29 protein-coding genes are annotated in these 25,652 nt (G+C 45.8%); 19 read left to right on the top strand and 10 right to left on the bottom strand.

The window, feature by feature from the left end:
* The first annotated feature begins 74 nt into the window (after positions 1-74).
* Positions 75-1,943: a gamma-glutamyltransferase gene (locus ABIO93_RS29505; protein WP_348073622.1), complete on the top strand. Its 1,869-nt coding sequence runs from the start codon at positions 75-77 to the stop codon at positions 1,941-1,943.
* 4 nt (positions 1,944-1,947) lie between these two features.
* Here ABIO93_RS29505 and ABIO93_RS29500 read toward each other — a convergent pair whose 3' ends face one another.
* Genes ABIO93_RS29500 through ABIO93_RS29490 form a run of 3 tightly spaced genes read right to left on the bottom strand, consistent with a single transcriptional unit; the run spans position 1,948 to position 5,087 of the window.
* Positions 1,948-2,760 carry a GNAT family N-acetyltransferase gene (locus tag ABIO93_RS29500; RefSeq protein ID WP_348073621.1) on the bottom strand — a complete coding sequence of 271 codons (813 nt, stop codon included), beginning with the start codon at positions 2,758-2,760 and terminating at the stop codon, positions 1,948-1,950.
* A 54-nt stretch (positions 2,761-2,814) separates the two neighbouring features.
* A complete protein-coding gene (locus tag ABIO93_RS29495) occupies positions 2,815-4,446 on the bottom strand; it encodes an ankyrin repeat domain-containing protein (RefSeq protein WP_348073620.1) in 1,632 nt (543 codons plus the stop codon).
* A gap of 11 nt (positions 4,447-4,457) precedes the next feature.
* Positions 4,458-5,087: a hypothetical protein gene (locus ABIO93_RS29490; RefSeq protein ID WP_348073619.1), complete on the bottom strand. Its 630-nt coding sequence runs from the start codon at positions 5,085-5,087 to the stop codon at positions 4,458-4,460.
* Between the two features lie 104 nt (positions 5,088-5,191).
* Between ABIO93_RS29490 and ABIO93_RS29485 the strand changes: the two genes are divergently transcribed.
* Positions 5,192-5,605, top strand: coding sequence for a GNAT family N-acetyltransferase (locus ABIO93_RS29485; RefSeq protein ID WP_348073618.1), 414 nt, complete (start codon positions 5,192-5,194; stop codon positions 5,603-5,605).
* A 102-nt stretch (positions 5,606-5,707) separates the two neighbouring features.
* Here the strand turns inward: ABIO93_RS29485 and ABIO93_RS29480 are convergent, their stop codons facing one another.
* From ABIO93_RS29480 to ABIO93_RS29470, 3 genes are all read right to left on the bottom strand, one after another.
* On the bottom strand, positions 5,708-6,190 hold the full coding sequence (locus ABIO93_RS29480; protein ID WP_348073617.1) for a nuclear transport factor 2 family protein: 483 nt from the start codon (positions 6,188-6,190) through the stop codon (positions 5,708-5,710).
* 8 nt (positions 6,191-6,198) lie between these two features.
* On the bottom strand, positions 6,199-6,582 hold the full coding sequence (locus ABIO93_RS29475; protein WP_348073616.1) for a hypothetical protein: 384 nt from the start codon (positions 6,580-6,582) through the stop codon (positions 6,199-6,201).
* Between the two features lie 172 nt (positions 6,583-6,754).
* Positions 6,755-7,399 carry an SDR family NAD(P)-dependent oxidoreductase gene (locus tag ABIO93_RS29470; protein ID WP_348073615.1) on the bottom strand — a complete coding sequence of 215 codons (645 nt, stop codon included), beginning with the start codon at positions 7,397-7,399 and terminating at the stop codon, positions 6,755-6,757.
* Positions 7,400-7,497: 98 nt separating this feature from the next.
* Between ABIO93_RS29470 and ABIO93_RS29465 the strand changes: the two genes are divergently transcribed.
* From ABIO93_RS29465 to ABIO93_RS29430, 8 genes are all read left to right on the top strand, one after another.
* Complete coding sequence (locus ABIO93_RS29465; protein ID WP_348073614.1) at positions 7,498-8,307, top strand: LuxR C-terminal-related transcriptional regulator; 810 nt, start codon at positions 7,498-7,500, stop codon at positions 8,305-8,307.
* 90 nt (positions 8,308-8,397) lie between these two features.
* Entirely contained in the window at positions 8,398-8,706 is a 309-nt protein-coding gene (locus ABIO93_RS29460) for a hypothetical protein (RefSeq protein ID WP_348073613.1), read from the top strand.
* Positions 8,707-8,879: 173 nt separating this feature from the next.
* A complete protein-coding gene (locus ABIO93_RS29455; protein ID WP_348073612.1) occupies positions 8,880-9,278 on the top strand; it encodes a response regulator in 399 nt (132 codons plus the stop codon).
* Between the two features lie 135 nt (positions 9,279-9,413).
* A complete protein-coding gene (kaiC, locus tag ABIO93_RS29450) occupies positions 9,414-11,117 on the top strand; it encodes a circadian clock protein KaiC (protein WP_348073611.1) in 1,704 nt (567 codons plus the stop codon).
* Positions 11,118-11,144: 27 nt separating this feature from the next.
* Positions 11,145-11,444 carry a circadian clock KaiB family protein gene (locus tag ABIO93_RS29445; RefSeq protein WP_348073610.1) on the top strand — a complete coding sequence of 100 codons (300 nt, stop codon included), beginning with the start codon at positions 11,145-11,147 and terminating at the stop codon, positions 11,442-11,444.
* Entirely contained in the window at positions 11,441-11,767 is a 327-nt protein-coding gene (locus tag ABIO93_RS29440; protein WP_348073609.1) for a circadian clock KaiB family protein, read from the top strand. The genes ABIO93_RS29445 and ABIO93_RS29440 overlap by 4 nt, the downstream gene beginning before the upstream one ends.
* 8 nt (positions 11,768-11,775) lie before the next feature.
* Positions 11,776-13,035: an ATP-binding protein gene (locus ABIO93_RS29435; protein ID WP_348073608.1), complete on the top strand. Its 1,260-nt coding sequence runs from the start codon at positions 11,776-11,778 to the stop codon at positions 13,033-13,035.
* A 103-nt stretch (positions 13,036-13,138) separates the two neighbouring features.
* Positions 13,139-13,651, top strand: a complete 513-nt coding sequence (locus ABIO93_RS29430) for an anthrone oxygenase family protein (RefSeq protein WP_348073607.1) — start codon at positions 13,139-13,141, stop codon at positions 13,649-13,651.
* Positions 13,652-13,663: 12 nt separating this feature from the next.
* Here the strand turns inward: ABIO93_RS29430 and ABIO93_RS29425 are convergent, their stop codons facing one another.
* Complete coding sequence (locus ABIO93_RS29425) at positions 13,664-15,433, bottom strand: arylsulfatase (RefSeq protein WP_348073606.1); 1,770 nt, start codon at positions 15,431-15,433, stop codon at positions 13,664-13,666.
* Positions 15,434-15,751: 318 nt separating this feature from the next.
* The gene (locus ABIO93_RS29420) at positions 15,752-16,555 is read right to left on the bottom strand and encodes an OmpA family protein (protein WP_348073605.1); all 804 of its coding nucleotides are present in this window, start codon (positions 16,553-16,555) and stop codon (positions 15,752-15,754) included.
* Positions 16,556-16,657: 102 nt separating this feature from the next.
* On the opposite strand from ABIO93_RS29420, the gene ABIO93_RS29415 reads away from it, so the two are divergent.
* Positions 16,658-17,224: a Crp/Fnr family transcriptional regulator gene (locus tag ABIO93_RS29415; protein WP_348073604.1), complete on the top strand. Its 567-nt coding sequence runs from the start codon at positions 16,658-16,660 to the stop codon at positions 17,222-17,224.
* 60 nt (positions 17,225-17,284) lie between these two features.
* Positions 17,285-17,755 carry a hypothetical protein gene (locus ABIO93_RS29410; protein WP_348073603.1) on the top strand — a complete coding sequence of 157 codons (471 nt, stop codon included), beginning with the start codon at positions 17,285-17,287 and terminating at the stop codon, positions 17,753-17,755.
* Positions 17,756-17,759: 4 nt separating this feature from the next.
* Here the strand turns inward: ABIO93_RS29410 and ABIO93_RS29405 are convergent, their stop codons facing one another.
* Positions 17,760-18,596 (bottom strand): hypothetical protein, encoded by an 837-nt coding sequence (locus tag ABIO93_RS29405; RefSeq protein WP_348073602.1) that lies wholly within the window; start codon positions 18,594-18,596, stop codon positions 17,760-17,762.
* Between the two features lie 184 nt (positions 18,597-18,780).
* Between ABIO93_RS29405 and ABIO93_RS29400 the strand changes: the two genes are divergently transcribed.
* The 4 genes from ABIO93_RS29400 (at position 18,781) to ABIO93_RS29385 (ending at position 22,320) form a co-directional block, all read left to right on the top strand.
* Complete coding sequence (locus ABIO93_RS29400; protein WP_348073601.1) at positions 18,781-19,971, top strand: tail fiber domain-containing protein; 1,191 nt, start codon at positions 18,781-18,783, stop codon at positions 19,969-19,971.
* The gene (locus tag ABIO93_RS29395) at positions 19,968-20,990 is read left to right on the top strand and encodes a T9SS type A sorting domain-containing protein (protein ID WP_348073600.1); all 1,023 of its coding nucleotides are present in this window, start codon (positions 19,968-19,970) and stop codon (positions 20,988-20,990) included. Before ABIO93_RS29400 ends, ABIO93_RS29395 begins: the two co-directional genes overlap by 4 nt.
* A gap of 33 nt (positions 20,991-21,023) precedes the next feature.
* A complete protein-coding gene (locus tag ABIO93_RS29390) occupies positions 21,024-21,206 on the top strand; it encodes a hypothetical protein (RefSeq protein ID WP_348073599.1) in 183 nt (60 codons plus the stop codon).
* A 253-nt stretch (positions 21,207-21,459) separates the two neighbouring features.
* The gene (locus tag ABIO93_RS29385; RefSeq protein ID WP_348073598.1) at positions 21,460-22,320 is read left to right on the top strand and encodes a Bro-N domain-containing protein; all 861 of its coding nucleotides are present in this window, start codon (positions 21,460-21,462) and stop codon (positions 22,318-22,320) included.
* A gap of 395 nt (positions 22,321-22,715) precedes the next feature.
* Here ABIO93_RS29385 and ABIO93_RS29380 read toward each other — a convergent pair whose 3' ends face one another.
* Positions 22,716-22,847 (bottom strand): hypothetical protein, encoded by a 132-nt coding sequence (locus ABIO93_RS29380; protein WP_348073597.1) that lies wholly within the window; start codon positions 22,845-22,847, stop codon positions 22,716-22,718.
* Between the two features lie 131 nt (positions 22,848-22,978).
* On the opposite strand from ABIO93_RS29380, the gene ABIO93_RS29375 reads away from it, so the two are divergent.
* The 3 genes from ABIO93_RS29375 (at position 22,979) to ABIO93_RS29365 (ending at position 25,618) form a co-directional block, all read left to right on the top strand.
* Positions 22,979-23,971: a hypothetical protein gene (locus ABIO93_RS29375; protein WP_348073596.1), complete on the top strand. Its 993-nt coding sequence runs from the start codon at positions 22,979-22,981 to the stop codon at positions 23,969-23,971.
* A 267-nt stretch (positions 23,972-24,238) separates the two neighbouring features.
* Positions 24,239-24,499, top strand: a complete 261-nt coding sequence (locus tag ABIO93_RS29370; RefSeq protein WP_348073595.1) for a hypothetical protein — start codon at positions 24,239-24,241, stop codon at positions 24,497-24,499.
* Positions 24,500-24,637: 138 nt separating this feature from the next.
* A complete protein-coding gene (locus ABIO93_RS29365; RefSeq protein ID WP_348073594.1) occupies positions 24,638-25,618 on the top strand; it encodes an Abi family protein in 981 nt (326 codons plus the stop codon).
* Positions 25,619-25,652: the final 34 nt, after the last annotated feature.

Genomic DNA, 25,652 nt, shown 5'->3' with positions numbered 1-25,652 from the left:
TTTGTGGGCAAAAAAGCCATTTCTTTTGTAGATTTAGCTTATCAATATTCCTGAACCGGTCAACCTGTTGATTTATGAAAATAAAACTCCTACTTACGTCCTTAGTTTTTGCCACCGCACATTTGACCGTAAAAAGTCAGTCATTCAACAACTTCCCGGTCACTACCCAAAAACCGCCGCTTCATGGTAAGCATTGGATGGGCATTACCGGCAAACCGTTGGCCGCTACGGCAGGGGCTATGATTTTCAGTAAAGGCGGCAATGCGATAGATGCCTCCTGCGCTATGTTGGCAGCGACTTGTACGATGTGGGATGTGCTGAGCTGGGGAGGAGAAACGCAGGCTTTGATCTACAATCCGAAAACAAAGAAGGTGATCGCGATCAATGCAATGGGGGTGGCACCAACGGGAGCTACGGCGGATTTCTATAAAAGCAAAGGCATGAAATACCCGCCGGAATATGGCCCATTGGCGGCCACCACACCGGGAACTGCCGGCGGCCTGATGACCATGCTCGCCGAATACGGCACCATGAGCCTGAAAGAGGTACTCGCCCCGGCCATGCAAATGGCGGAAGGCTACCCGATCGAGGGACAAACTGCCAATATGATTGAGCGGGAAAAAGCGGAAATTAAAAAGTGGCCTTATTCCACGAAGGTTTTTCTGCCGCATTTGGGTAAACCAAGAGAAGCTCCCGACGCCGGTGAGATATTCGTTCAAAAAGACCTGCTGGCTACTCTGCAGAAACTCGTAGATACCGAGCAGCTGACACTGAAAAAAGGAAAAACCAGAAAAGAAGCCATTTATGCGGCATACGACCGGTTTTATAAAGGCGACATCGCCAAAGAAATTGCAAGAGGAACGCAGGAACAAGGCGGGCTCATCACAGAGCAAGATCTCGCAAACTGGAAAGTAAAAATCGAGGAGCCGTTGATGACTACCTACAAAGGCATCGATGTATATAAAATGCAGCAATGGACACAGGGCCCGGTGATGCTGCAGGCCCTGAACATGCTTGAAAATTTCGATCTGAAAGGTATGGGGTATAACTCTTCCCGTTATGTGCATACCTTGTACCAGATCATGAACCTGGCTTTTGCCGACCGAGATTTCTATTACGGTGACCCGGCTTTCGCACCGGAAGAACCGATGAAAGGTCTACTTTCCAAGGAATATGCGAAGGAAAGGATCAAACAGATCAATTGGGAAAAGAATGACGCCAAGATCATACCGGGTGACCCCTACCCTTTCGAAGGTAAAAAGAACCCGTACACCGACCAGATCAAAACCTGGGGAAACTTTCACGCGGCCACTAATCGAAATGACAATGGCCTCAGCGATGAATTTATGAAGGAATTTACTGCCGGCACTACCTCTGTTGAAGCCGCCGACGAAGAAGGTTGGGTAGTAAGTATCACGCCGAGCGGTGGCTGGGTACCTGCCTGCATAGCCGGGAATACGGGCGTAGGGCTGAGCCAGCGCATGCAGTCGTTTGTGCTGGACGCGAAGGAAAATCCTTTTAACGTCGTCGAGCCGGGCAAGCGCCCGCGGGTAACGCTCACGCCTAGTCTCGCGATGAAAGATGGAAAGCCATTCCTCTCTTTTGCCAAACAGGCAGGTGACGAGCAAGACCAGTTACTCCTGCAATTCTTTTTGAATATTGTGGAATTTGGAATGACCGTTCAGGAATCCACGGAAGCGCCCAGTTTCAAAACTTTACAGATGTACGGCAGCTTTGGAATTCATGAAAAAATTCCCGGCGGGTTGATCTTGAACCAGGCAATGCCAGATTGGTCCAGAAAAGAACTTGCTCAAATGGGATACAAGCTGAGCTATCAACCCAGAACGAGCGGCCCGATCAATGCTATTTATTTTGACTGGCAGCACGGAAGCTTCTGGGGCGGGTCAAGTAACCATGGCGAAGATTACGGCTTCGGCTGGTAAACCCTCATTTTTCTTTTTTATCAATGATTCGGATCATTCCAAATGTAGGAGCGAAATGGAATTGCTGATAAAATGGTTTGAGTGTTTCTCTTGCAAAAAGCCCTACCATCGCTTTTTCGGACGCATTTTCATCGATCCAGCGCGAAATTTCCTGCATGATAGCAGTTCCAACCCGCTTACCTTGCCAGTCGGGATGCACCATCACGTCTTTGACATAGTAAAAACTAAAACCATCGCCCATTAATAGCGCACAGCCAATTACCTCTTGATTCTCCACATGCTCCGCGATGGCGGCATACTGCATCTGATCAAGCTGCTTTTGGAGCATTTCCGCTGGACAAGAGGTTGACCAACCAACTGCCTGCATCAGGTTGCGGTATTCCTTGGGAGTCGGGGGGCGAGCCACTATTTTCACTGACCCGGGTAGGTTTTCAGATTTTTTTGTATCGCCCGAAGCAGGCTCGGCGAAAGCAATGTAATTGCCATTAAGATCCCGAACCACATATTCGTCGAATCCATAGGGTTGTTTGGCTAGCGGCACGACGATATCCGCACCATTTTTGTGGTGCATCGTGTAAAGAATTTCAATGTGTGTCACTCTGATCCAAATGGACTGGCCGCGTGCTTTTTCCGCTAGTTCCGGATTATGAGAAAACTGAATGAAAGCGCCGTGCCACGAAACACCGCCATGGCTAGGAGGATCGCCCCAAGTCCATTGATTTGGAAAACCCAACACATCCTGCCAGTACTTAACGGTTTCAGTCACATTGCTTACCTGCAACATGGGCTCGGCGTGCGAGAAAACGGGTTCGATCATTTGTTAATTATTTTAAACTAGACTTGGCAAGTTTGCAAAACTTACCAAGTCTTATTACTTCCAACCTTCCAACAAGGCTGCAATTTCCGAATAACCGCGACTTCTGGCCCACGAAATAGGCAAAGTCCATGGCATATCAGCTGGAATCGCCGGATCTGCTCCTTTTTCCAGTAAAAACCTCACGAGATCAATCCGGCCGGACTTCGCTGCCCAGCCTAATGGTGTTGAACAAATCTGGTCATCAACGACGTCCAGTTCAGCCCCTTTTTTAATGAAGAGTTTGGCGCTTACAAGATCATTCCGCTCCGCAAAGCGATGTAGCGGTCTTATTCTCAGCCAATTTGAAAAGTTGGGGTCCATACCATGCTCAAAAAGCAACTCAGCGGTCTCCATACTTTTGATTGGATCGGCATTGCCCTGACTAGCGACGCCTACCGCCGCTCTTTTCGGTAAATCAGGATGGTATCGCAGCATTAACCTGACGAAATTATCCTGACCTTCTCCCGCTGCATTTTCCAGCGCAGTCACATCATTCGCCATTTCAGGATTAGCATTGAATACTGCCGCAGCGGTCTGTAAATCACCATAGTAAGCCATTACTTCAACGGATCTCGCAGCGCCGTGGGTGCAAAGGAGATCCACCATCGCTTGATCATTTCTGCTCATAGCCGCGGTTAAAGTGTCCGCCGAACTTTCCACGGGGACATTGGGATGCGCACCGTGCCTGAGCAGCAATTTCACGATCTCCGTCTGCCCATACACCACCGCGGAATGTAAGGCGTGACCCATTGGCGCAATCCCTTCTTCTGGCAAATTCGGATCAGCACCGTGTTCCAGGAGCAATTTCACGAGATTAATATGCCCAGCCATCGCCGCATTCTTTAATGGCGCACCTGCACCGGGATAGTAGCCGCCATACCCGGAAAGACGGTTTGCACTTGCCGGATCTTCATGTAACAACTCCCTTACCCTGGCCTCATCCCCTTTCAAACAGGCCATACACATGTTGACATAGGCACCCTTTGTTTTCAGATGCAGATAAATGTCGTTGGGCTTCCAAGTAACTTCCGCAGGTACGTCCCGCCAGCCCCGGTAATGGTAATCTCCATTAGTCAGCTGGATCGGGCGGGCACCGTCTGGGCGTTTTGCATCGATATCAGCTCCGAATGATAATACCAGATCGATCATTTCGGGATTCCGGGTCATTACAGCCCAATGTATGGGCTGATTTCCTCTGTCATCCACAGCATTTACGTTTTCCGTAGCGGATTCCAGCAGCTTCCGCACTGCGGCGATATCACGACTCCTGATCGCCGCGCCCATTTCCTCTCCCGCCGGGGAAGCATGATGCTTGTTCAATACTTTTTCCAAAAGTACCTGCATATCAACGTATCCCCTGTCCCGGGCGATCTGCAGCAATGTATCATTGGTTCCCGATTCGATGGGATTCGCACCTTTTTCCAGCAAATAGGCCACGGTTTCCAGCTGATTTGCCTGGACGGCAAATGAGATAGGGTTCCGGTAATCGAAGGTGCCCCGTATCAGGCCCTTGTCTTTTTCGACAAGCTTTTTAATGGTCTCCAAATCACCTTGTTTGGAAGCTACGAACATTTCCCATACTTCGGTACCTGTGCCGGGCGACCATATCAGTGGCTTGTTTTTACTCAATCCTTCGGGTTGTTTCATTGGTTTCTTGATCAGATATATTTCAACCATTTCTGCTCAGGATGGCTTCGTTTGTAACCCGCATACCATCGGCATGCAATAAGAAGAATCGCCACATCGAAGACAAACACCAGATATAGCAGCGGCAAGCTCCACCTGAATTCCTCAGGCATTTTCGTAAAAGGAGCACTTTGGTACCATTCCTGATGAATAGATCCGTAAAGAATGACATTAACCACAAACGCGGTCAAGTGAATGAGCGGGATATGCAGCAGATAAAAGAACATAGGCACCTGCCCGATCACTTTGAAGAAGCCCGACACCCTCCCACCAGCCTTTTCCGCCCATGGCACCAGGGCGATCAATGGCCCTAGCGTCATCAGCAAGTACAGCTGAGAAGCGGGATATTTTCTTTGATTTAAAAGCTGAAAAATAAACGGCAGTTTTTCCGTATGGACGAACCCGGGAGCGCAATAGTGGGTAATCCATCGGGTGAAAAAGATCCCCGGCGAAGGACCTCCCGGCGGAAGCCCCGAATATACCCGAACGTGGTCGATCACCATTAAAACCATGATTAGTCCGCGTAAAATATCGATGGATTGTATCCTTGCCTGTCCGGGAAGCTTTGTTTCCGAAGCCTTGGCGAAACCAATTCCTGCCATTGCCGTAAAGTTTTAAATCATGAGAAAATAAAACCGTTGGGATTACCTTTGCACAAATGTTAAACAAAGGCCTAGTTACTTATTTTTTCATTTAAATAAAAGGAATGGATTCCATCGAAATTCAAAAAATAGACGCAGACAAAACACTCGCTATCAGACACTTGGTGCTATGGCCCGGCAAATCCGCAGAGTTCGTAAAAGTGCCCGAAGATGAGGCTGGTTTTCATTTTGGTCTGTATGCAAATGCTCAGCTGGTGTCCGTCATTTCCCTGTTTGCCGATGGTCACAGCATGCGGTTCAGGAAGTTTGCAACGCTTCCCGAATTTCAGGGAAAGGGACTGGGCTCACAATTACTGGAACATTCTATTGACTTTGGCCGACAAAATCAGTTCCAAAGAATGTGGTGCGACGCCCGCACCGACGCGCTCGGATTTTATGAACCTTTTGGCTTTACCAAGTTCTCGGAACCGTTTTTCAAAGAGTATATCGAGTATTACAAAATCGAAAAAGTGTTTTAAAAAGGCTTTGAGGCAATATTTCCACTTACATTCATCAAAAAATGCCCCACCGGATCATGGATCCATGTGAAGGCATTTCCCTTTCACTCACTCAACAGCCCGTCAGGGCACGGGTCCCCAAAAGTCATTTTCTGCGGCAATGTTGGCTGAATAAACAACGGCATGCACGATCAGGCCATTTTCAATGGTATACACATCTACATTTTCGACATCCAAAACCGCTCCGTTGGGCTGAGCAGCTTTCCAGTGCAGGATGCAGGCGACCTTGTTACCATTGGCATCAAAGTATTTAACACTTTCCAGTTTCAATGTACCCTCCGACAGCTGGGCCATTTTGCCGCCCATTTGCAGTAATTCATTTTTCGATTTTTTCTCCCCGGAAACTCTGTTGTTGCCCGGCTGCACCCATACCAGGTCCGGGTGCAGCTTGGAAGCAAATTTCTCGTGGTCGTGCGCCATGTAGGCGCTCAGAAATTCTGTTACCACTTTGAGCGGCATATCATTGCTTCTAGCGGCATTCTGAGTATTCTGCGCATTCATTGAAAGAGTCATAATCGTGGCGATAATGGTTAGTATGGTTTTCATGATGTTGATTATTTGATGGCGGAGAGTTGTTTCAATCCGGCGGACTGCAAATAGGCCATTGCTGCTACCCAAAGCGCAACTGCGCCGATCGCCACATAGCCGACGACCGAAATTGCAAATGGCTGGAACAATACGATCGCGAAACTCCCTACTACCCACAGCACATCCAGCACGATCACCAGTCTGACAAGATTTGCATTAAGCGGGTTTCTGCGGCTTACTGAGAATACGAGTGTAGCGAAAACCAGCAGAAATAATCCAACTTCGATAAAGGGCATCGTTGCCCTGGTTTCGAATAACCAGGCGATAAAATCCGAGAAGATCACAAGCCCTAAACCAGTTGCACCTGAACTGATTGCATTGATAAGCATTACATTTTTTAGCGTTCTCATTTTGTAAATTGTTTAGTTGAATTGAGTGATACAAAGGTATTTCACCCCCGGGCGCCTGGCTTACCAGCAGACGCCAAAGGGTTACCATTTCATGACAAAATGAATTGGGATCACTTCGCAAATTTTTTGCTTGCGACTTCAACTGAATTTCACAAAACGGACATAGCCCGCTCTACTTTTCGGTACAGACATGCGGGACAATATCAAACAGACGATGAAGTATATCTGCCGCTTCCGCTGCAAGTTGGGATTCGGAGCGTATTATCCCTTCATTGTCAACCACTTTCGACAACCCAAAACTGTTGACGCGGACACCGGATTCCTGTAATTCGGAGTTGAGATAGTCCGAAAAACGCATATTGAAAACGACCAGCGCTTCTTCCCAGGCAGTAACAGGACATTGAGAACACCATAGGTCCAGAATATGCGCCTGGCCATGTACCAGCAAATTGGGCAATAGCTGATGCGCATACAATGTGCCCGCAGCGTAGTTTGTGCTGAGCTTTCTTTCCAAACTGAACACATCATAATCTACCAGTTTCCGGTCAAAACCTGTTTCGGCGTAATTGACCAGCATATCGACTTCGAAGTACCTATTAATATGTTCCGAAACTGCAATAATGCTGCGAGTATCAGTATCGTCGGCTTCAATACAATGGATTTGCACCTTACTACTGCGGAGTAATTCCGTTCTCCGGGATTCGAGTATTGAAAGATCTTTGCCGAGTAGCAGCAAATGTCGTTTTTGCCTGGCAAGCTGCATGGCGAATGTGTGGCCCCAGATGGTATCTGCGCTTCTGATGACTGAGAAATTCATATTTGATTGCGATTTCCGTAAAATAATCCCTGGTTAATTTAGGTGAAACCAGTGTTGAGTTGTCGTTTCAATGATCTGCAAAGGAAAGCGCAATAGTTATGAGAAGAAATACTGATTTATCACTAGGTAATGGTGCATACAGGCACCTGGGAGCTACCCGCGATTACATTGAATTGCTCAACGATCACTTCGATTTTGACGGCATCGAACCAGACTGTCTGGACAAACAGCTGGACCTGATCCGCGCAATGGCGCAGCTCAGCAGCAGTGGGGTAACCGTGTATGACCTGCAAAAAGGGGTGCACGTGTATGCCTCCCGTAACTTTTATCAGATATATGGTTATGAACTGGGGGATAGCATCACGGATGTGGCTAATGAGGTGTTCGATTGCAGGATCCATCCTACTGATCGGGAGCAGCTTGCTCGTAACGGCTACGAGGCCATGCAGTTTATGATGACGCTTCCAAGCCGCTTGCGGAGGCAATTTAAAATGGTAACTGAGTACAGGATCTTTGCCGGACAGCAGGGGTACATTCAGGTTACTGAGCAGCACCAGGTTTTGGAGCAGGATGCATCAGGAAATATCTGGCTCTCGCTGGGCATAATCGATGTGTCTCCCAATCAGTCGGACTTTACGCAGGTGAAATTTCAGATCACGAACTTTCACACGGGCGAGCTCGTACAGTTACAAAAAAGCAATCCTTCCGAGTCTATCCATCTGACATTCAGGGAAAAAGAAATACTGGAAATGATCGGTAAGGGGAAACTAAGTAAGGAAATTTCTTCCCAGTTAGAGATAAGTATCCATACTGTCAACACGCACCGGCAGCGGATACTTGAAAAGCTGGAAGTCAATAACTCCATTGAAGCACTGTACAGTGCTAAAAGACTGGGAATCATTGCCTGAACGGTATATTGTATATGCTTTGGTACATTTTTTTAATAGGTTGATGGTGACATTATTCTGATATTTTTCAATAAATCGAACCTCAAGATTATGAAAATAGAAAATGCAAAGCATTCGGTCATCTCTCTAAGCGATGAAAGTTTCAAACACTACCTTATAGAACGTTACGCAGGCACTCAGGAGGCACCAGCCGGAAAGGAATGGCTGGAAGGTGCTCAGGACATCATTTCCTCGGAAGCCTGGATAGAACTTTTCAACAAAGCCAAGGCCGATCTGGAAAAGAAAGGCGGACGCGTAACTGGTTATGAACTGATCAACAACATCCTTCTGAGCCACGATGGTATTCACACGCAATGGCCCATGAATTGGATGTGGGTTATACAATTTTCACAGGGCTAATTTTAATTTTAGGCAAAATCGTATAGTGGACGGTAACTTTTGGTGAAGATTTTGTCTTCACCAATTTCCAGTCTACCTTTACTCAGCACCTGGTTTGATTGAAGGTTTTCGTACTTTCAATTTGCCAGGATGTGGATGAATTATGTTACTAATTTTAAAAATTATCTTGCTGAATGGGTCCTATTAAAACTATTTACCTGGTAGACGACGATCAGGATGATAGGTTTTTTATTAAGGAAGCGATCCAGGGTGCAGACATCAGTCTACAAATCGTGGAGGTGGAGAACGGTCTGGATCTTTTGGATTTAATTCAAAAACAGGAAGCTCCGATAGCGTCCCTCATTCTTCTGGATATGAATATGCCCAAAATGAATGGTTTGGAAACAGTTTCTGCCATCCGCTCCTATCCGGCACTCTCGGCTATTCCGGTAATCATGATATCCACTTCCTCCAATGCTACACTGATCGCTACCGCCTACAAAGCAGGGGTAAGCGGTTTTTTGACCAAACCAAGCACTTTTGAAGAGTTTAATCTGCTCGCCAGGGAGATTGTTGTGAATTTTTTGGACTGATTTTTTCAAATCTGTCCACAAATTCTTCACAATGATTGAAATCCTCTGCCAGAATTAAATGGATTATTGATGGTATGGTTTTTGAGTTTAATGTGTTTTTTGACATTTTAAACGCGTAAACCTAGTACTGCATCCATGAGCAGCAATCCCCCGAAATCAGAACTTCCGTCCTTGCTAAAATCATGTACCGGCATCAAAGGATTGGACGAAATTACAAACGGAGGCCTTCCCCAGGGACGCCCTACCCTTGTTTGCGGTGCCGCAGGCTCCGGGAAAACATTGTTTTCCATGGAATTCCTGGTCCACGGAGCGCTTAGTTATAATGAACCCGGCATATTTATGGCTTTTGAAGAAAAAGCTGAAGAGTTGGCGATCAATGTCGCCTCCCTGGGTTTCGACCTGAATCAACTCCAGAAAGACAAACTGCTCAAACTGGACCATGTCCACATTGAACGCAGCGAAATAGAGGAAACAGGCGAATATGACCTGGAAGGGCTCTTTATTCGGCTGGGGCATACGATCGACACCCTGGGTGCGAAACGTGTGGTATTGGACACGATTGAAAACCTTTTTTCCGGCCTCAGCAATGAGGGGACTATCCGGGCGGAACTCCGCCGACTATTTGATTGGCTAAAGGAGAAGAAGGTTACCACCATTATCACCGGAGAAAAAGGGGATGGTACGCTGACCAGACACGGATTGGAAGAATATGTTTCAGACTGTGTGATCCTGCTCGACCACCGGGTTAACAACAAGATATCGACGCGTCTGCTGCGCATTATTAAATACCGTGGCTCATTTCACGGTACCAATGAGTATCCATTCCTGATTGATCAAAAAGGTATTTCCGTATTGCCTGTCACATCGCTGACTTTGTCGCATGAGGTATCCAGCAATCGAATCTCAACGGGTATTCCTGGTTTGGATCAAATGCTAGGTGGTAAAGGGATTTTTAAAGGGAGCAGCGTGCTGGTTTCGGGTACCGCGGGTACTGGCAAAACCAGTATCGCGGGATACTTTGCGAACCAGACCTGCGCAAACGGTGATCGGTGTGTTTACTTTTCATTTGAGGAGTCGCCAACCCAGATCATGCGTAATATGTTGTCCATCGGTATTGACCTCAGGAAGCATGTGGATCAGGGTTTGTTGAAATTCAATGCTTCGCGTCCCACTTTGACAGGTCTTGAAATGCACCTGCTCTCGGTCGTCAGACTTGTCAATGAGTTCAAACCGTCCGTTATCATTCTCGACCCCATTACCAACCTCGGCATGGTGGGATCAGCAAGTGAGGTCAGAAATATGCTGATCAGGTTGATTGATTTTTTACAGGAATCCGGTGTGACAGTGATGTTCACAGCCTTGGCTTTCAATGGATATGTCAATGAACAAACCGATGAAAGCATTTCCTCACTGGTAGACGCCTGGTTCCTGGTTCGGGACATTGAGTCGAATGGTGAGCGCAATCGTGGAATGTATGTCATGAAGTCGCGCGGTATGAAGCATTCCAACCAGGTTCGTGAGTTTGTCATTTCCGACAATGGGCTGGATTTGATAGACGTATTCCTGGGTCCAGACGGTGTACTGACCGGCTCGGCGCGAAAGGCACAACAATTGAAGGAGGAAACCGGGATGGTACTCCGTGATCACGCCGTTTCGAGAAAAGACCGGGAGATTGAAAGAAAACGAATGGTTCTTCAATCTAAAATTAACAGCCTGAACGATGAGTTCGAATCGGTACAGGAAGAGCTGAACAAAACTTATATAGAAGAGGAATTAAGAAAAGAAGTCGCTGAGAAAAACCGTCAGGAAATTTCAAGAAACCGTGACGGAAAGCAATAGTATTATCCCTTCAAAAACCTGGAAATAATGATTGACACCGAAGAAATATGGGAACTCCGATTATATGTAGCCGGAAAGACTATTAAGTCCGTAGCTGCCCTGACCAATCTGAAAAGATATTGCGAAGAACATTTAAAAGATAAGTATATCATCGAAGTAATTGATTTGCTCGTTCAACCACAGTTGGCAGAAGGCGACCAGATCCTGGCCATTCCTACGCTGGTTAAAAAAGTACCTGAACCGATCCGGAAAATAATAGGAGATCTTTCAAATGAGGAAAAGGTGCTGGTCGGCCTGAACATTCGTCCTGCAACCATTGCAAAATGAGCAAAACCAGTGAAATAGATCCATTTGGTGAGAATCCGGCAAAACAAAACGATTTTGTTTTGCGCCTTTTCATTACTGGTGCGTCCATCAATTCGGGGCGTGCCGTAAGCAACCTGAGGGACATTTGTGAAAAATATCTGGAGAACAACTATTCGCTGGAAATCATAGATGTGTATCAGCAGCAAGCGATAGCAGAAAGGGAGCAGCTCATTGCGCTGCCGATGCTGATCAAATGCCTGCCGTTGCCTGAAAAGCGTTTGATAGGCGACATGTCTGACACCGAGAAGGTACTCAAAGGTCTTGGAATTACAATTACTGCTTAATGACTGCCATGAAAACATACGACCAGCTGTTAAAGGAAAATGAAAGTCTTCAGGAGCAACTCGAAGAGGCTACTGAGACCATTCATGCAATCCGTACCGGTCAGGTCGATGCCATCGTCGTACGTGCGCCGGGCGGAAGAAATCAGCTTTACACACTCAAAACGGCGGATCAGACTTACCGCGTGTTCATTGAAAAAATGAATGAAGGCGCCGTTACGCTCAATGAGGATGGCGTGATCCTGTATTGCAATTCCATGTTTGCATCGATGGTCAATATGCCATTGTCCAAAGTGGTAGGCCAGCGTTTCGATTATTTTATACCTGATATTTTCAAAGAGATTTATGTTGATCTCTTTGAAAATGGCTGGGTTGAAGATGGCAAAACTGAACTGAGCATTGTCAGCGGCGACCGCTTGGTTCCCTGTCAGCTTTCTGTCACCACATTACAGCTCGATGAGGGTACCTCACTGAGCCTCATTCTGACAGATCTTACGTTTCAAAAGGAGGTTCAGCAGCTTTTGAAACTCAATAATGAAAGGCTGGAAGAAATTAATTCGGAGCTGGAAATCAGCAACCACGATCTGCAGCAATTTGCCTCTATCGCCTCACATGATTTGCAAGAACCGTTGCGGAAGATCCTGATCTTCGCTACCATGCTCAGAAACCATCATTTAAGCGATTTTTCCGTTGAAGGTCTCTCCCATCTGGATAAGATCATCGGCTCCTCGAAGAGAATGCGGACGATGACATCGGATATTTTGACTTACTCGCGGCTTTCTACACACATCAACAATTACACATTGACTAACCTTTCGGAGGTAGTAGGTGAAGTATTAGAAGATTATGAAATCCTGATCCAGGAAAAAAAGGCGAACATTATCATTGGTGAACTACCGCAGATCGAGGTAAACCGGGGGCAGATCAAGCAGGTTTTCCAAAACCTGATCAGCAATTCCATCAAATTTGCAAAGAAAGACAAAGCACCCGAAATAAAGATTTCCAGTGAGTTCGTACCCGTTGCAGACGGTGAAACTGACGCTTACCTGATAACCGTTCTGGACAATGGTATCGGCTTCGACACGTCCTATACCGACCGGATCTTCTCACTTTTTGAGCGGCTGAATACCAAGGACAAATACGAGGGCTCGGGGATCGGCCTGGCGATCACGAAAAAAATTATCGACAAACACAACGGCAGCATTTCCGCCCGTAGCGAAGAAGGAAAGGGGTCCAGCTTCATCATCAGCCTACCAGCGAGACAAGCCTAGTCGTACCGGTTTGCCCTGCTGCGCAATGACGGAAATGTACAATTATCGTTTATTTTCATTTCCGTATTTTACAAAATGTTCCACCAAGGATATTTTATAAGATATGAACGCATTAAACATTGTATTGCTTATCACCGGGCTCACCAGCGCACTTATCGCCGGGTTGTTTTACAGTTATTCCTGCTCCGTTAATCCCGGACTGGGCCAGTTGTCCGATATACATTATTTGTCGGCCATGCAGGCGATCAACAAGGCGATCATTAACCCTATCTTTTTCCTCAGCTTCATGGGGACATTGTTTTTGCTGCCCGTAAGCACGTACATGCATTACGGCAGTGCGCATTCTTCCCGGTTTTACTTTTTACTGGCCGCTACGATCATTTACGTTGTCGGAGCATTTGGGGTAACCATGATGGGCAATGTGCCACTGAATGATGCCCTGGAAAAATTCAACATTGCCGGAGCTTCTGCGCAGGAATTAGCCGCACAACGCTTACAGTTTGAAAAACCCTGGAACAACCTGCATTTTGTCAGAACAGTAGCCTCCGTACTGTCTCTTGTTCTAGTACTAATCGGCTGCCTGCAAACCGTTGCACCGGCCAAATCAATGGACTGACGATGCGGCGGCCTATTGTTTCAGTAATTCCAGTTCAATCGCTTTGATGTCCGCAAACCGGGATGCTTTCAGTTCATCTGCATTCAGCCTGATTTGCCCCTTTCCTTTTTCCAATGTCCAATGCGCAAGCTGTTTTCTTTTGAATTCTTTTTCATAAGATTCGCCCTTTCTTTTGACCCGGTCAGGGCTTGGAATAAGCGGCGGATTGAATGCTTCGTCGAAGCTTCCCTGCAAATATTTTGATCCGAAATGAATGCTGAATTTGCTTCCGATTTCAGAATCCGCGCAGGTGTACAGCACATTCACCTGGTAAGTACCGCTGGTATGCACATCAACATCCCAGGTCACAAAGGAGGTCGTGTCCGTCCAATTCGTAATCCAGGAAGAATTGGGCGCCGAAGCACTGTAAGAAAGTGAGCCACCTTTGGAAGGGTGCAAATGTGCGTCCTGCGATGGCAAAGTAGCTTTGGGAAATTGGGCAAACCCGATCGGCAACCACCTCACCGAATCAGCGTTCTTGGTAACCTCCGCATACCATTGATTTAATGCTTCCGACAGCGTTTTAAACACCTCTGGCTGTGTAGTTGCCAGGTTTGTCTGCTGGGTGGAATCTTTGGATAAATCATACAAACCGTCCCCTGAAAGCAAATAAGGCCACTTTCTAACACTGTTATTTTTATTTATAGAGGTAAACAGGAATCGCTCGGGTAATTTGGCATGGCCGACGATCGCCGGTTTCAAGCTGATCCCGTCCAATGGTTTGGTACCTTTTTTCGATATTCCGGCCAGCTCTGCAAGTGTGGGAAGCAGGTCAATGTAGGCCGCATTGTCCTGGATAACCTTACCTGCCGGAATGGTCCCAGGCCAGCGGATGAAGAACGGAACGCGCACGCCACCCTCGTCGGCCATGGCTTTTATGCCTTTCATATCTCCATTCCATCGCCACGAATTAGGGCCGTTATCCGTGACATAAATGACGATCGTATTTTTGGAAAGTTCGAGATCGTCGAGTTTTTTCAGGATGCGGCCCACGTTCCAATCTATATTCTCACACATGGCCAATGCAGATATCGTTGTTTCCAAATCCTCCTCATCCGCATGTTGGCTGAGCTGCTTAATGCCTCTCTTTTTCAAGCGGTCGTAGTATTCATCAGGCACCTGGAACGGCGAGTGCGGCGCATTGTAAGGAATATAGCAAACGAATGGTTTTTCCTTATTTTTTTCAATAAAACCAATCGCCTTGTCGGTCAAATCGTCGGTAATGAAGCCCGTACTTCGCACCGCTTCACCATTATGGTCGAGCATGGTATTGAAATAATTGGCATAGTGACCGCTCAGAAAACCATAGAACTCGTCGAAACCGCGACCATTGGGATGATACGGATACTGGCTTCCATTGTGCCATTTGCCAAAACAGCCGGTCGCATAGCCCGCCTTTTTAAACAAATCTGCAAAAGTTACTTCGTCGGTGTTCAGGTATTCCTTGGAATTGGAAACACCATACACGCCGCCGCGGTAATGGTACCTGCCTGTGAGCAGCCCTGCCCGCGTAGGCGCACACAAGGGCGCGACATAAAACCTGGCAAATCGCGCACCATCTCTGGCCAGCTTATCAATGTTAGGTGTTCTTACATTGGTATTGCCATGAATGCTCAAATCGCCCCAGCCCTGGTCGTCGGTGAGGATAAAAACGATATTGGGTCGCGTTTGCGCCACGGAATCGCTCCAAATGAGCATCACAGCGCCAATCAAAAACACTTGTACAAAGCCGTACACTTTCATAACCATTGCATTTTATCAATTTGCAAAAAAACACGAAGTTTCCGGACCGCAGCGATCCGGAGGTCAGCCCCGGTTTTGGCTCAACAACAACTTTCTTTTAATGGCGGAAAAAGCGGAGAAGAAACCACCATAGGATCAATATAAGTTACCTGTTCTGAATGAAAATTCATCGCTAATGATATATCAGATGCTGTTTGGTATAGCTGTGCTGGTGGTAACAAAACTACTAATCTATAAATTATATAGACAAAGCAAGATTATAGCCAACAGTTAAGCAAATCTTTGATAACGATTTTTCAAAATGCAAATGACCACGCTTCATTCCTCGGTGACAATGATTTCAACGCGGCGGTTTCGGCTGCGGTTTAGCTCAGTATCGTTGGGCGCAGCAGGGACATTGCTGCCAAAGCCTTTGCCGGTAATCCGGATCGGAGCAATGGACCGATCCACCAGGTATTTTTTGACCACATTCACGCGCTCATTGGAGAGGTTCATGTTCTTTTCGGGATCACCTTCGCTGTCCGTATGCCCCGAAAGAATGATCCTTATTTCCGGGTATTCGGTTAAATGATGCACCATCCGGTCCAGTTCAGGCTCTGTTGCATTTACAAAAATCGCGCTACTCTTTTTGAAATGCAGAACTGAGGTTATTTCCTCCGTCAATATGCGGCGTGGCGATTCAGAAGCGTGATTAGCTACCAACATGGCATTGGTTGCGGAAGCAGCTCCGGACTTCGGCGTGAGGTAAAATACTTCCCGGGCATTCATTTTACTGGCCGTAATGGGTTCGACCAGCAGCTCATAGCCGTCGGCAAAAATGGAAATGATACTCGTATCATTGACCGGGATCTTGAAATTATAAACACCATCTTCGAATGTGGGAATAATCTGTTTTCCAGGTCTCTGGCCCGTCACGATGAGTGTGGAGTTAATGGGTTTTAAAGTATGTTTATCCAAAACCCTTACCGCAATCCTTTTCCTGGTAACGGTCGGAGGTTTTGGCGGCTGTGCCACCGACCATGCGGTCTGCAAACCCGGCTGCTGCTCATTGATCAGGTTTTGGCACAGTGATTTCCCGATTATAGTCAAAAACAAAAGAGCGAGGACAGCGAAGCTTTTCATCCAATCATCGGTTTGAATACCATGGTAATGCTAACACCTATAAGAATCTTTAATATAAATAAAATTAAGGATAACATTAGATTTACCATAAATTTTTTCACCATGCAGGCGATCCGCGAATACTTTGAAGCCATTACACCCTTGTCCGACGAGGAATGGAATGCATTTTCCTCGAAACTGTCGCGGCAGGAGTTTGCCAAGAAATCGTTCCTATTGAAAGAAGGTAAAACGGAGGGTTACCTGTCATTCATTGAGGAAGGTATGGCCCGTTTTTTCGTTTCAAAAAAGGAAGAAGAACTCACATTCGATTTCGCATTTGCGGGTGAATTTCTGAGCGGTTACCGCTCTTTTATTACGCAATCACCTGCGAACTTTAATGTGCAGGCATTGACCAAAACCACATTGTGGCGGATCAGCTATCAGGATCTGCAAACGATTTATGCCACCACGAGCGTCGGGAACCGCATTGGCAGGTACGCCGCTGAACAGCTATTTTTAGCCAAAGCCAGTCGTGAAATGGACTTTTTGACACAGAGTGCGGAGGAGCGGTATCTGAATTTGTTTAAAGAACAAACCAGGCTGATTCAGCAGATTCCGGGCCGATATCTGGCTTCTTACATTGGCATTACACCCCAGGCGCTCAGTCGCATTCGGAAGCGAATTTATTAACCCGGGTTCATTTTTCGGGAGCGCATACCGCCTGACCTTTGTAAAAAAAAGGAAAACGTTATGCCAGAAATTATTTTAATGCTCGTGTTTGTGATCTCATTGCTGATCATCAAAAAATCAAGAGGAAGATATGAGGTAGCATTGGCCGCACGGATCGGGATGGCCGCTATGCTGGTCGTTACTGGATTTGCACATTTTGCATTTACCAAGGGTATGGCGATGATGCTGCCGGATTTCATTGGCCAAAAGGAGCTGATCATTTACGCGACGGGGGTGATGGAATTTGCCGCTGCTGCCGGACTTTTTTTGCCCAGGTTCCGCGTCCTGACCGGCTGGTTGCTGATCGTGTTTTTTGTGCTACTGCTACCTGCCAATATTTACGCCGCTCAAAATCACATCAATCTTCAAACCGCCAGCCATGAGGGTAATGGCCCGGGTTATCTATGGTTCAGGATACCTTTGCAAATGTTCTTCATTGCTTGGGTATATTTATCTGCCGTGAAAAGTGACAAATTACCTGGCCGCCACTAGCAGGTCAGTATTCGAATGTGAGCGTGTAAGGTTCTGAAAACTCGTTAGTGATCGTCACCTTTCCCGGGAACCCGTTAGGCATGTACTCGTACTTGTACGTGATCGTGCGGGGAGCCGAACCCTCACTCGTGATCGTCTCGCTTACCATATTGTTCGGGCTCAGCGACGCGCTTGAAATGTAGTCGCTGCGATCCATTCCTAAGCTAAAAAATGGATTCGGGTGATTGTCATATTGGTACGTGATGGTATGGGGCACTATGGTTTCTGTCGGGCTCGTGTACCAGCTTTTCGACACATTATTTTCATCATTTCTGATGTAATAATATACGAATCGATACATGGTAGAATATTGCTTGCTGAGGTCCTCCCGAACGATAAACCCTTTGCTATCAAAAGTATACTTACTGTAATAAGTTTCAGGTGAAATGTGGTTTTTCCTAGATATAACCCTTACAGAATCCGTTTCAGGTTTGTCGAAAATCATGGAATAAAATGGCTTGAAATCTTTGGAAACCGTTTGTGCCTCGCCGGAAACCCAAGCCGACAACGCACTGACTGAATCGACCATACCGTTACTCCGCCTTACATTTCCAGTCAAATATAAAACAGGTTCTTTGAAAAACACGTATCCTTTTTGCCCGGTCAGCACATTGCCGTCATAGAAATATTCTCTTGACAAATGACCATCATAATATACTTTTCGCAAGAAAACGTCAGCCGAAGTTTTCCCAAACGGGGCCTGTTGCTTTTCCAATACTTGCGGATTGGGAGACGGATCATTATTATCCTTGTTGCAGGAAGCGACCGCAAGGATCATCAATAGGTAAAGTAATTTTTTCATAGCCAGGTTTGGTAAAAGGGAATCGTAACAAATTACCAATTTAAAAACGATATACAAAAGGTTACATAAATTCTTCCAAATTCTGTTTCCTACTTCCTGCTCAATAAAACTACCATCCACACATTGGTTACAACGCCCGAATACGCATCGGGCTAGCTTTGGGCATCATCTAAACAGGTAAGCTATGAAATTTCAGAAAATTACATTTCTATTATTATGTGCATTGCCCCATGCATTTGCTACTTACGGTCAGGCTGGCCGCGTGGGAATTGGTACCACTACCCCACGCGCCGGGTTGGATGTGAACCACGACGACGGCATTATTTCTACGCCGGTTACCGGTTTGGGTGATGTCAGTAATCTTCCAACTAACGGCGGGATTAGATTGATGTGGATACCAAAATTAGCAGCATTTCGAGCTGGCTCTGTGGATGGAAGTCAATGGGATACACAAAATATCGGAGACTATTCCGTTGCGCTGGGCGGTAATAACACGGCCTTAGGAAGCTATTCTTCTGCTTTCGGTTATAACAACTATACGTTTGGCAATTCTTCGACTGCTTCGGGAAGAGGAAATTCAACTTCAGGCTATGCTGCCACAGCATTTGGCCAGGATAATACTGCCGAAGGCGTCGGCTCGGTCGCTCTGGGCTATCTGACCACAGCCAGCGGGCCCAGATCTATTGCAATGGGCCATGCTGCGCTAGCTTCGGGTATTAATTCCACCTCTATTGGCTTTTCCACGAGATCTGGCGGGATTTCCACACTGGCAACCGGATATGAAACCGAGGCGTCAGGGAACTACTCCACCGCTATGGGCTCCCATGCAAATACCAACGGAAAAGAAGGTGCCTTTGTGATCGGTGACAAGTCACAGGGAGAGGGATATGTGGAGTCCTTAGCCCCAAACAAATTTACCGCCCGATTTGCAAATGGGTATTTGCTCTACACCAGCGCGGATAAGACTGATTTTGTCGCGCTGGGACCTGGCGGTAATGCCTGGATCACATCATCGGATTCTACCCGGAAAACCAATTTCGAGTCTGCGGATGGAGAACAGTTTTTACAAAAACTGCGCGGGCTTCGTCTCGGAAGCTGGAACTACAAAAAGCAAGATGCGAAGACCATGCGCCACTACGGCCCTATGGCGCAGGATTTCTTCTCAGTTTATGGTCATGACGGGCTGGGTACAATCGGAAACGACACGACACTCAATGCGGCCGATGTGGACGGCGTTGCATTCATTTTACTCAAAGCATTGGAAAAACGCACAGCCGAACTGACCAATGAAATTGATCATCTCAAAAAACAACTGGCAGAAATTCCAGGCCATGATAACCGTCGGCTGGCTGGCACAAAAAAAGGAAAACTATGAAACCACTTTTCAGTTTCGGACTCGCCATTATAGTCCTTTCAATGCCATCATTCAGCAAAGCACAGTTTACCAGCGGCGTAAATGGTCTCTTTATGAAAGGCACTGCGGTGGTAGCCATAGATGGCCTAACGATCGCCCCTAATGCAGATATTACTTTGAATAACAAGACGTTACAAGTTTTGAACACACCCATTCCCGGTTCACCCACCAATAGTATCCGGCGCGTTTATACATTCAATGAAGCATTTAATTTCACGGGGACTCTGGGTGTTTTCTACTTACCGTCAGAGCTGAACGGAAACATCGAAGCGAGCCTGCAAATAGCCACTTCAAGTGCTGCGGGAACAAGTTATGTTATTTCTAACGGAAGCACGGTGGATCAGAGTAAGCACTATATTTTCAATTCATTTAATGGTACCAATCTTCGTGGGGTATCGGCTATGCAGGCCGGGAGCGTGCTTCCTGTGACGCTGGTTAGTTTTACAGCCAAAATAGAAAATGAGACTGCATTGCTGCAATGGAGTACTTCCTTTGAAACCAACAGTGCTTTTTTTGAAATACAGCGCAGCTTGAACGGTAAGGAATGGCACGCAATCGGGCAGGTGGCAGCTGGCGGCGAAAGTAAATCCATGCTTCACTACGCATTCAAAGATCCGAGTCCAATCCGCGTCGGCCAGTCAAAAGGCGAAAATCTATATAGATTGAAAATGATTGATGCTGATGAAACCTTTGCGTATAGCGCAGTCCGTAGTGTTCAATTTGAAGGTTTGAATGAGATAGCACTTTTCCCCAACCCCGCGATGGAGAAGGTACAGATTACGGTGGAGGATTGGAACAAAGTGGAGTGCATCTATATCGTCAACGCGGCGGGCAAACCTGTTTATGAATCCATTTCATCGCAATTGACGGGTATTTCAGCCAATGGTATACCGGTTAAGCATTTGCCGACAGGACTTTATTTTGTAAAAATAATGAGCAACAATGGTCAGGTACATTCGCTGAAAATGATGAAGTACTGACATTGAATTACCAATTTTAAAGATAGAATTGCAATGTATCTCACCATGTTTCAAGGGGAATATGGTATTCAATCAGCCAATTTGTGTATACCCGTACATCCTATTACCGTATTGCTTATGCTCCCCGCGCTGATCGCCAATTGGAAACAGCCACGTCGTAAACAAATTCTGATCGTTTTCTGCGGCTACGTACCTGCTGTGGAAATACAGAACTGAGTTTGATATGCTTGACATTCCAATGTTTGTGAAGAAAGTGATTTTCCGGTGGTGCTCTTTTTGTGGAGGTTGCGGGGGCTGGATAAGACCTTTGAAGGTGCGCGGGATGCAGTTTGAGGGTTTGAGAGATAGAAGTTAGTGGCAATGTGTCAACATTACCCGGTCAGGCCATTGTGCCTCGGCGACCTTATTTTGTTTGATGTATATTTTTCTCAAATTGTAAGAAAATAAACTATCAAACCCAGCACATACTATGACAAAGCAAGACGCCATTCAAATTTTCGAAGACAAAAAAGTAAGGACCGTTTGGGATGAAGAGCAGGAGAAATGGTTTTTCTCAGTCATCGACGTGGTTGAAATCCTGACCGATACAGACAGGCCTAGGAAGTACTGGAATGATCTGAAAACTAAATTGAAAAAAGAAGGCAGTGAACTGTCCGATTTTATCGGACAGTTGAAAATGCAAGCTGAGGACGGCAAGTTGAGAATGACCGATGTTGCTGATACAGAACAACTATTCCGACTGATCCAGTCCATTCCATCGCCCAAAGCAGAGCCATTCAAACTCTGGCTGGCGCAAATTGCATCCGAAAGGCTAGACGAAATGCAGGATCCCGAGCTCACCATTGACCGAGCGTTGGAGCAATATCTCAGACTGGGTTATTCGGAAAGCTGGATCAATCAGCGACTGAAAAGCATTGAGATCCGGAAAGAACTAACCAACGAATGGAAAAGCAAAGGAGTGCGGGAAGGGTTGCAGTTTGCCGTTTTGACCGATATTATTACCAAGACCTGGGCTGGCAAGACCACAAAAGAATATAAAAATCTGAAAGGGTTGAAAAAAGAAAATCTCAGGGACAACATGACCAACACGGAACTGATCCTGAATATGCTCGCCGAAGCATCTACGAAGGACATTTCTCAGGCTGTTAATCCTGAAACTTTCGAAGAAAGCAAAAAAGTCGCGCATCAAGGTGGTAATGTGGCCAAGGTTGCTTTGAATGAGCTGGAAGCACAGACAGGGAAGAAGGTGGTAACGGCTGGGAATGCGAAAGAAGATTTGAACCAGACTACTGAGGTTAGGAAGATCGAGCTGAGGAAAACAAGTGAATAGTACTTTAAAAAATCCTTTTGAACTGTCCGGTAAAATCGGACAGTTCAAAAGGCTCTCCTCTGACGATCGTAGGTATTGAATGCTTTCAGTTGTCCGATAAATTCGGACAACTGAAAACTGGATCACCTGAAATAAAAATCTGATGTCGATTTTAGGTTGAAAAGAGTGGATGAAAAGCAGGATGTTGCTGACTTACTAGCTTAAATCGTCTTTTTGTCTGGATTTATCCGCTCAACAACGGCGTTGATTATACGACTCGATTACTTTTAAATGCCGCGTCTACTCTCAAAGGATTTGAGCCGATTCAGTTGTATCAACGGGAAGGGGAAGCGAGAACAAAATATATCGAAGCTTTGAGAAAAGCCGACGAAGGGGATATCAGTGCATTGACGGCCTTAATTATTCACGAACTCACGCCCCTTTAATTCCGCTTCGCGCAACAGTGCGATCATGATTGCCTTGACCTGCGCCTCGGGCACCTGCTGATTTTCCAATGCCATGTTGCCGCTTACTGATTCGGTGATCATTGAGGTAACGTAGGATTTTTGACGCAGTTTGGCGTATTTTCGAATATAGTGGATTTGCGTTAAAAAAACGGAAATGTATCCTATAAGTTTAAAAAGCTGGCAACCTAGCCAAAAATTTAGCCATCAATTGTATGCAGGAACAAAACATATTAACTGTGTTTAGCAGCGTTGCTAATTGTAAAGTGATTGGCATAGTACCGAAGATAAGAGGTCTTCTAAACATTTGTCCACCTTACACAAGAGTGAAAGAGGACCCCAGATACAACGCTGATATAATTGATAGAATTGGAAGTATGGTTAATAACCACCTTTTGGAAGAGACATTCATCAAAAAAACCGATATAGAAAAAAACGTATTAAGAGCACTTAATTTAGAAGATATTAGTCATGTCCCGTCAATGTTATCGGATTTCCTTTTTGGCTACATAAACTGTTTCTGGTTTCAATTTGACAATAGTTTTATGGTGAAGAGTGTATATGCAGATTCTTCCTCTGGGCAATTTGCGTACAATCAACCTCGCGGTATAATAACCACAGCAGACGGACTATTCTTGACAAAACCTCTAACTTCCCAGATGATAAGCCAGGCAGAACACGATTATTCAATATTTTCGAATTGGGACAAGCCAGAGGATAGAGATATGGAACCAAGGCCACAAATTGGAATTTTGACTTATATCCCCGTACGAGACAAGTATTATACGTTTAATAAGCTAAGCCGAGCATACTTGTTAGTGACTCAGGCAAGATTAAGCCAATACATCCCAATAAAACTTGCATTTTATGTCATTGCATTAGAGTGTTTGTTTTCAAGCGATGATAAGTCAGAAGTAAACCATAAAGTTTCTGAAAGGGTATCTTATTTTATTGGGAATAGTCCCGAAGAGCGAATTGAATTATTTAAAAAGACCAAAAAACTTTATGATGTGAGATCAAAGTTTGTACACGGACAAAGCATAAAGTCAGCGATAAAAGATCTGAGCATACTTAGCATCGAAATAGATGAGATTCTTCGAAGGATATTTCGTAAACTGATTGAGAATAAGGAAGTCGTCGACATTTTTTTGGGAAATCAGAAGATGCTAGATGAATATTATCTAAAAATGATTTTTAGGTCTCAGTAAGACATTCATCAGTTAAAAGTTGGAAGGTGATAATGAAAGTTCTATTAGTGATTCGGAACTCTAACCGTTAAAAAAATCCCCCTACCCCGATTTGCATCCCACCAAATTTCTCCCGAATATGCGTCCTCCAAAAAAGTAATATTTATGAAAAATCTTGAAAGTTTTGCCCTGCGATGGTGTGAGGTCGGCGAAAGTCCATCGAGCGTATATTACTTCGCTTGGACACCTTAGGCAGGGCATTTTTTATCCATCCAAAAAAGTAGTTTTATGAACAACAAACCAAACTCCCCCGAGTCCACGGACTCGACGTGTATGGGCTACGGTGAACAGGTCAAGGAACTGCTTAGCATGAATGATGCGTCCGTCTGGATCGATGATCTTTGGACGATTTACACCGGTTTTATGACGGGCCGCGTAGGCTCGCCCAGAAGGAACTGGGTTACAATCCGCAGGCCGCCGACCTTTTCTGCACATTTCGTGATTTGGTGTTTTTCTTTCAACGGGCGCAGTTGGAGAAACAAGCATTGAATTCATAGTCGCATTTAGCTTGCTGAGGACGAAATTTTAACTCCCGTTCCTTTTTTATTACCTTTCCACAGAGCCCACTCAGCATAACAAGAGATCCGATGGTCGACCATTTTTTTAACCCTTCGTAAGTTTGATAAAATGACCAAAAAATTTACCTTTGTAGCAACAGTACCCGCTCTGCATACCGTAAGATCTGCAAGCGGGTCATTCTTTTTTATAGGGGTGGCAAATAAAGATTCGCTTTCGGTCACCGAACAGATCGCCCTTCTCAAAAGTCGTGGAATGCTCTTCCGTCAGGAAAATCAGGCTAGCCATTTCCTCTCCAACATCAGTTATTACCGCCTCAAAGGATACTGGTGGGATATGCAGACAGACAACCGGAGCCATACTTTCAACAGAAATTCTTACTTCGAAGATGTCCTTGATCGCTACACTTTCGACCGGCATTTGAGACTGATCCTGTTCGACGCCATTGAGCGGATCGAAATTGGATTGCGGACCAAGATGATCTATCACCTGTCCCAGGCTTACGGAGGTTTGTGGTATCTGGATGCAAACATTGCTCATGACAAGTCTATTCACACCAAACTGGTGAGCGACCTGAAAGAAGAATTTGCGAGAAGTCAGGAGATCTTCGCCAAAGACCACCGCGCGAGAAATGCACATCAAGAGCCCGATGCCTGGCTGATCCTGGAAGTGGCTTCGTTGGGAACGCTTTCTAAAATCTATAAAAATATTGGTCATCAATTGCCGGAAAAATCGAAGATCTGCAAGGAAATGGGCTTGAACCTGCATAGTGAATTATCGAGTTGGCTGGAAGCGATCACAGTTGTTCGTAATATCATCGCACATCATTCCCGCTTGTGGAACAGGAACATGGTGCGGACGCCTATGCAGATCACCAACGCTTCCGGCATATGGCTCACCCATACTTTGTTGCCCGTACAGATCAAAAAGCCGTATCTGGTCATTTCAGCATTGGTATATTTGTGTAATCACGTATCACCTCACCATCAGATCAAGCAAAAGCTCCTGGACTTGTTTGCCGCTAATCCGGGTATACCGATATATAAAATGGGTTTTCTGAATAACTGGAAAAATGAAAATTTTTGGGCGTAAATCCAACCTAAATATTTCGAAGTTCCTGGATGAC

The organism is Dyadobacter sp., assembly GCF_039919315.1.
GTDB lineage: Bacteria > Bacteroidota > Bacteroidia > Cytophagales > Spirosomataceae > Dyadobacter.
The sequence above is the reverse complement of the archived record's forward strand: the minus strand, read 5'-3'. Positions and strand labels throughout refer to the sequence as shown.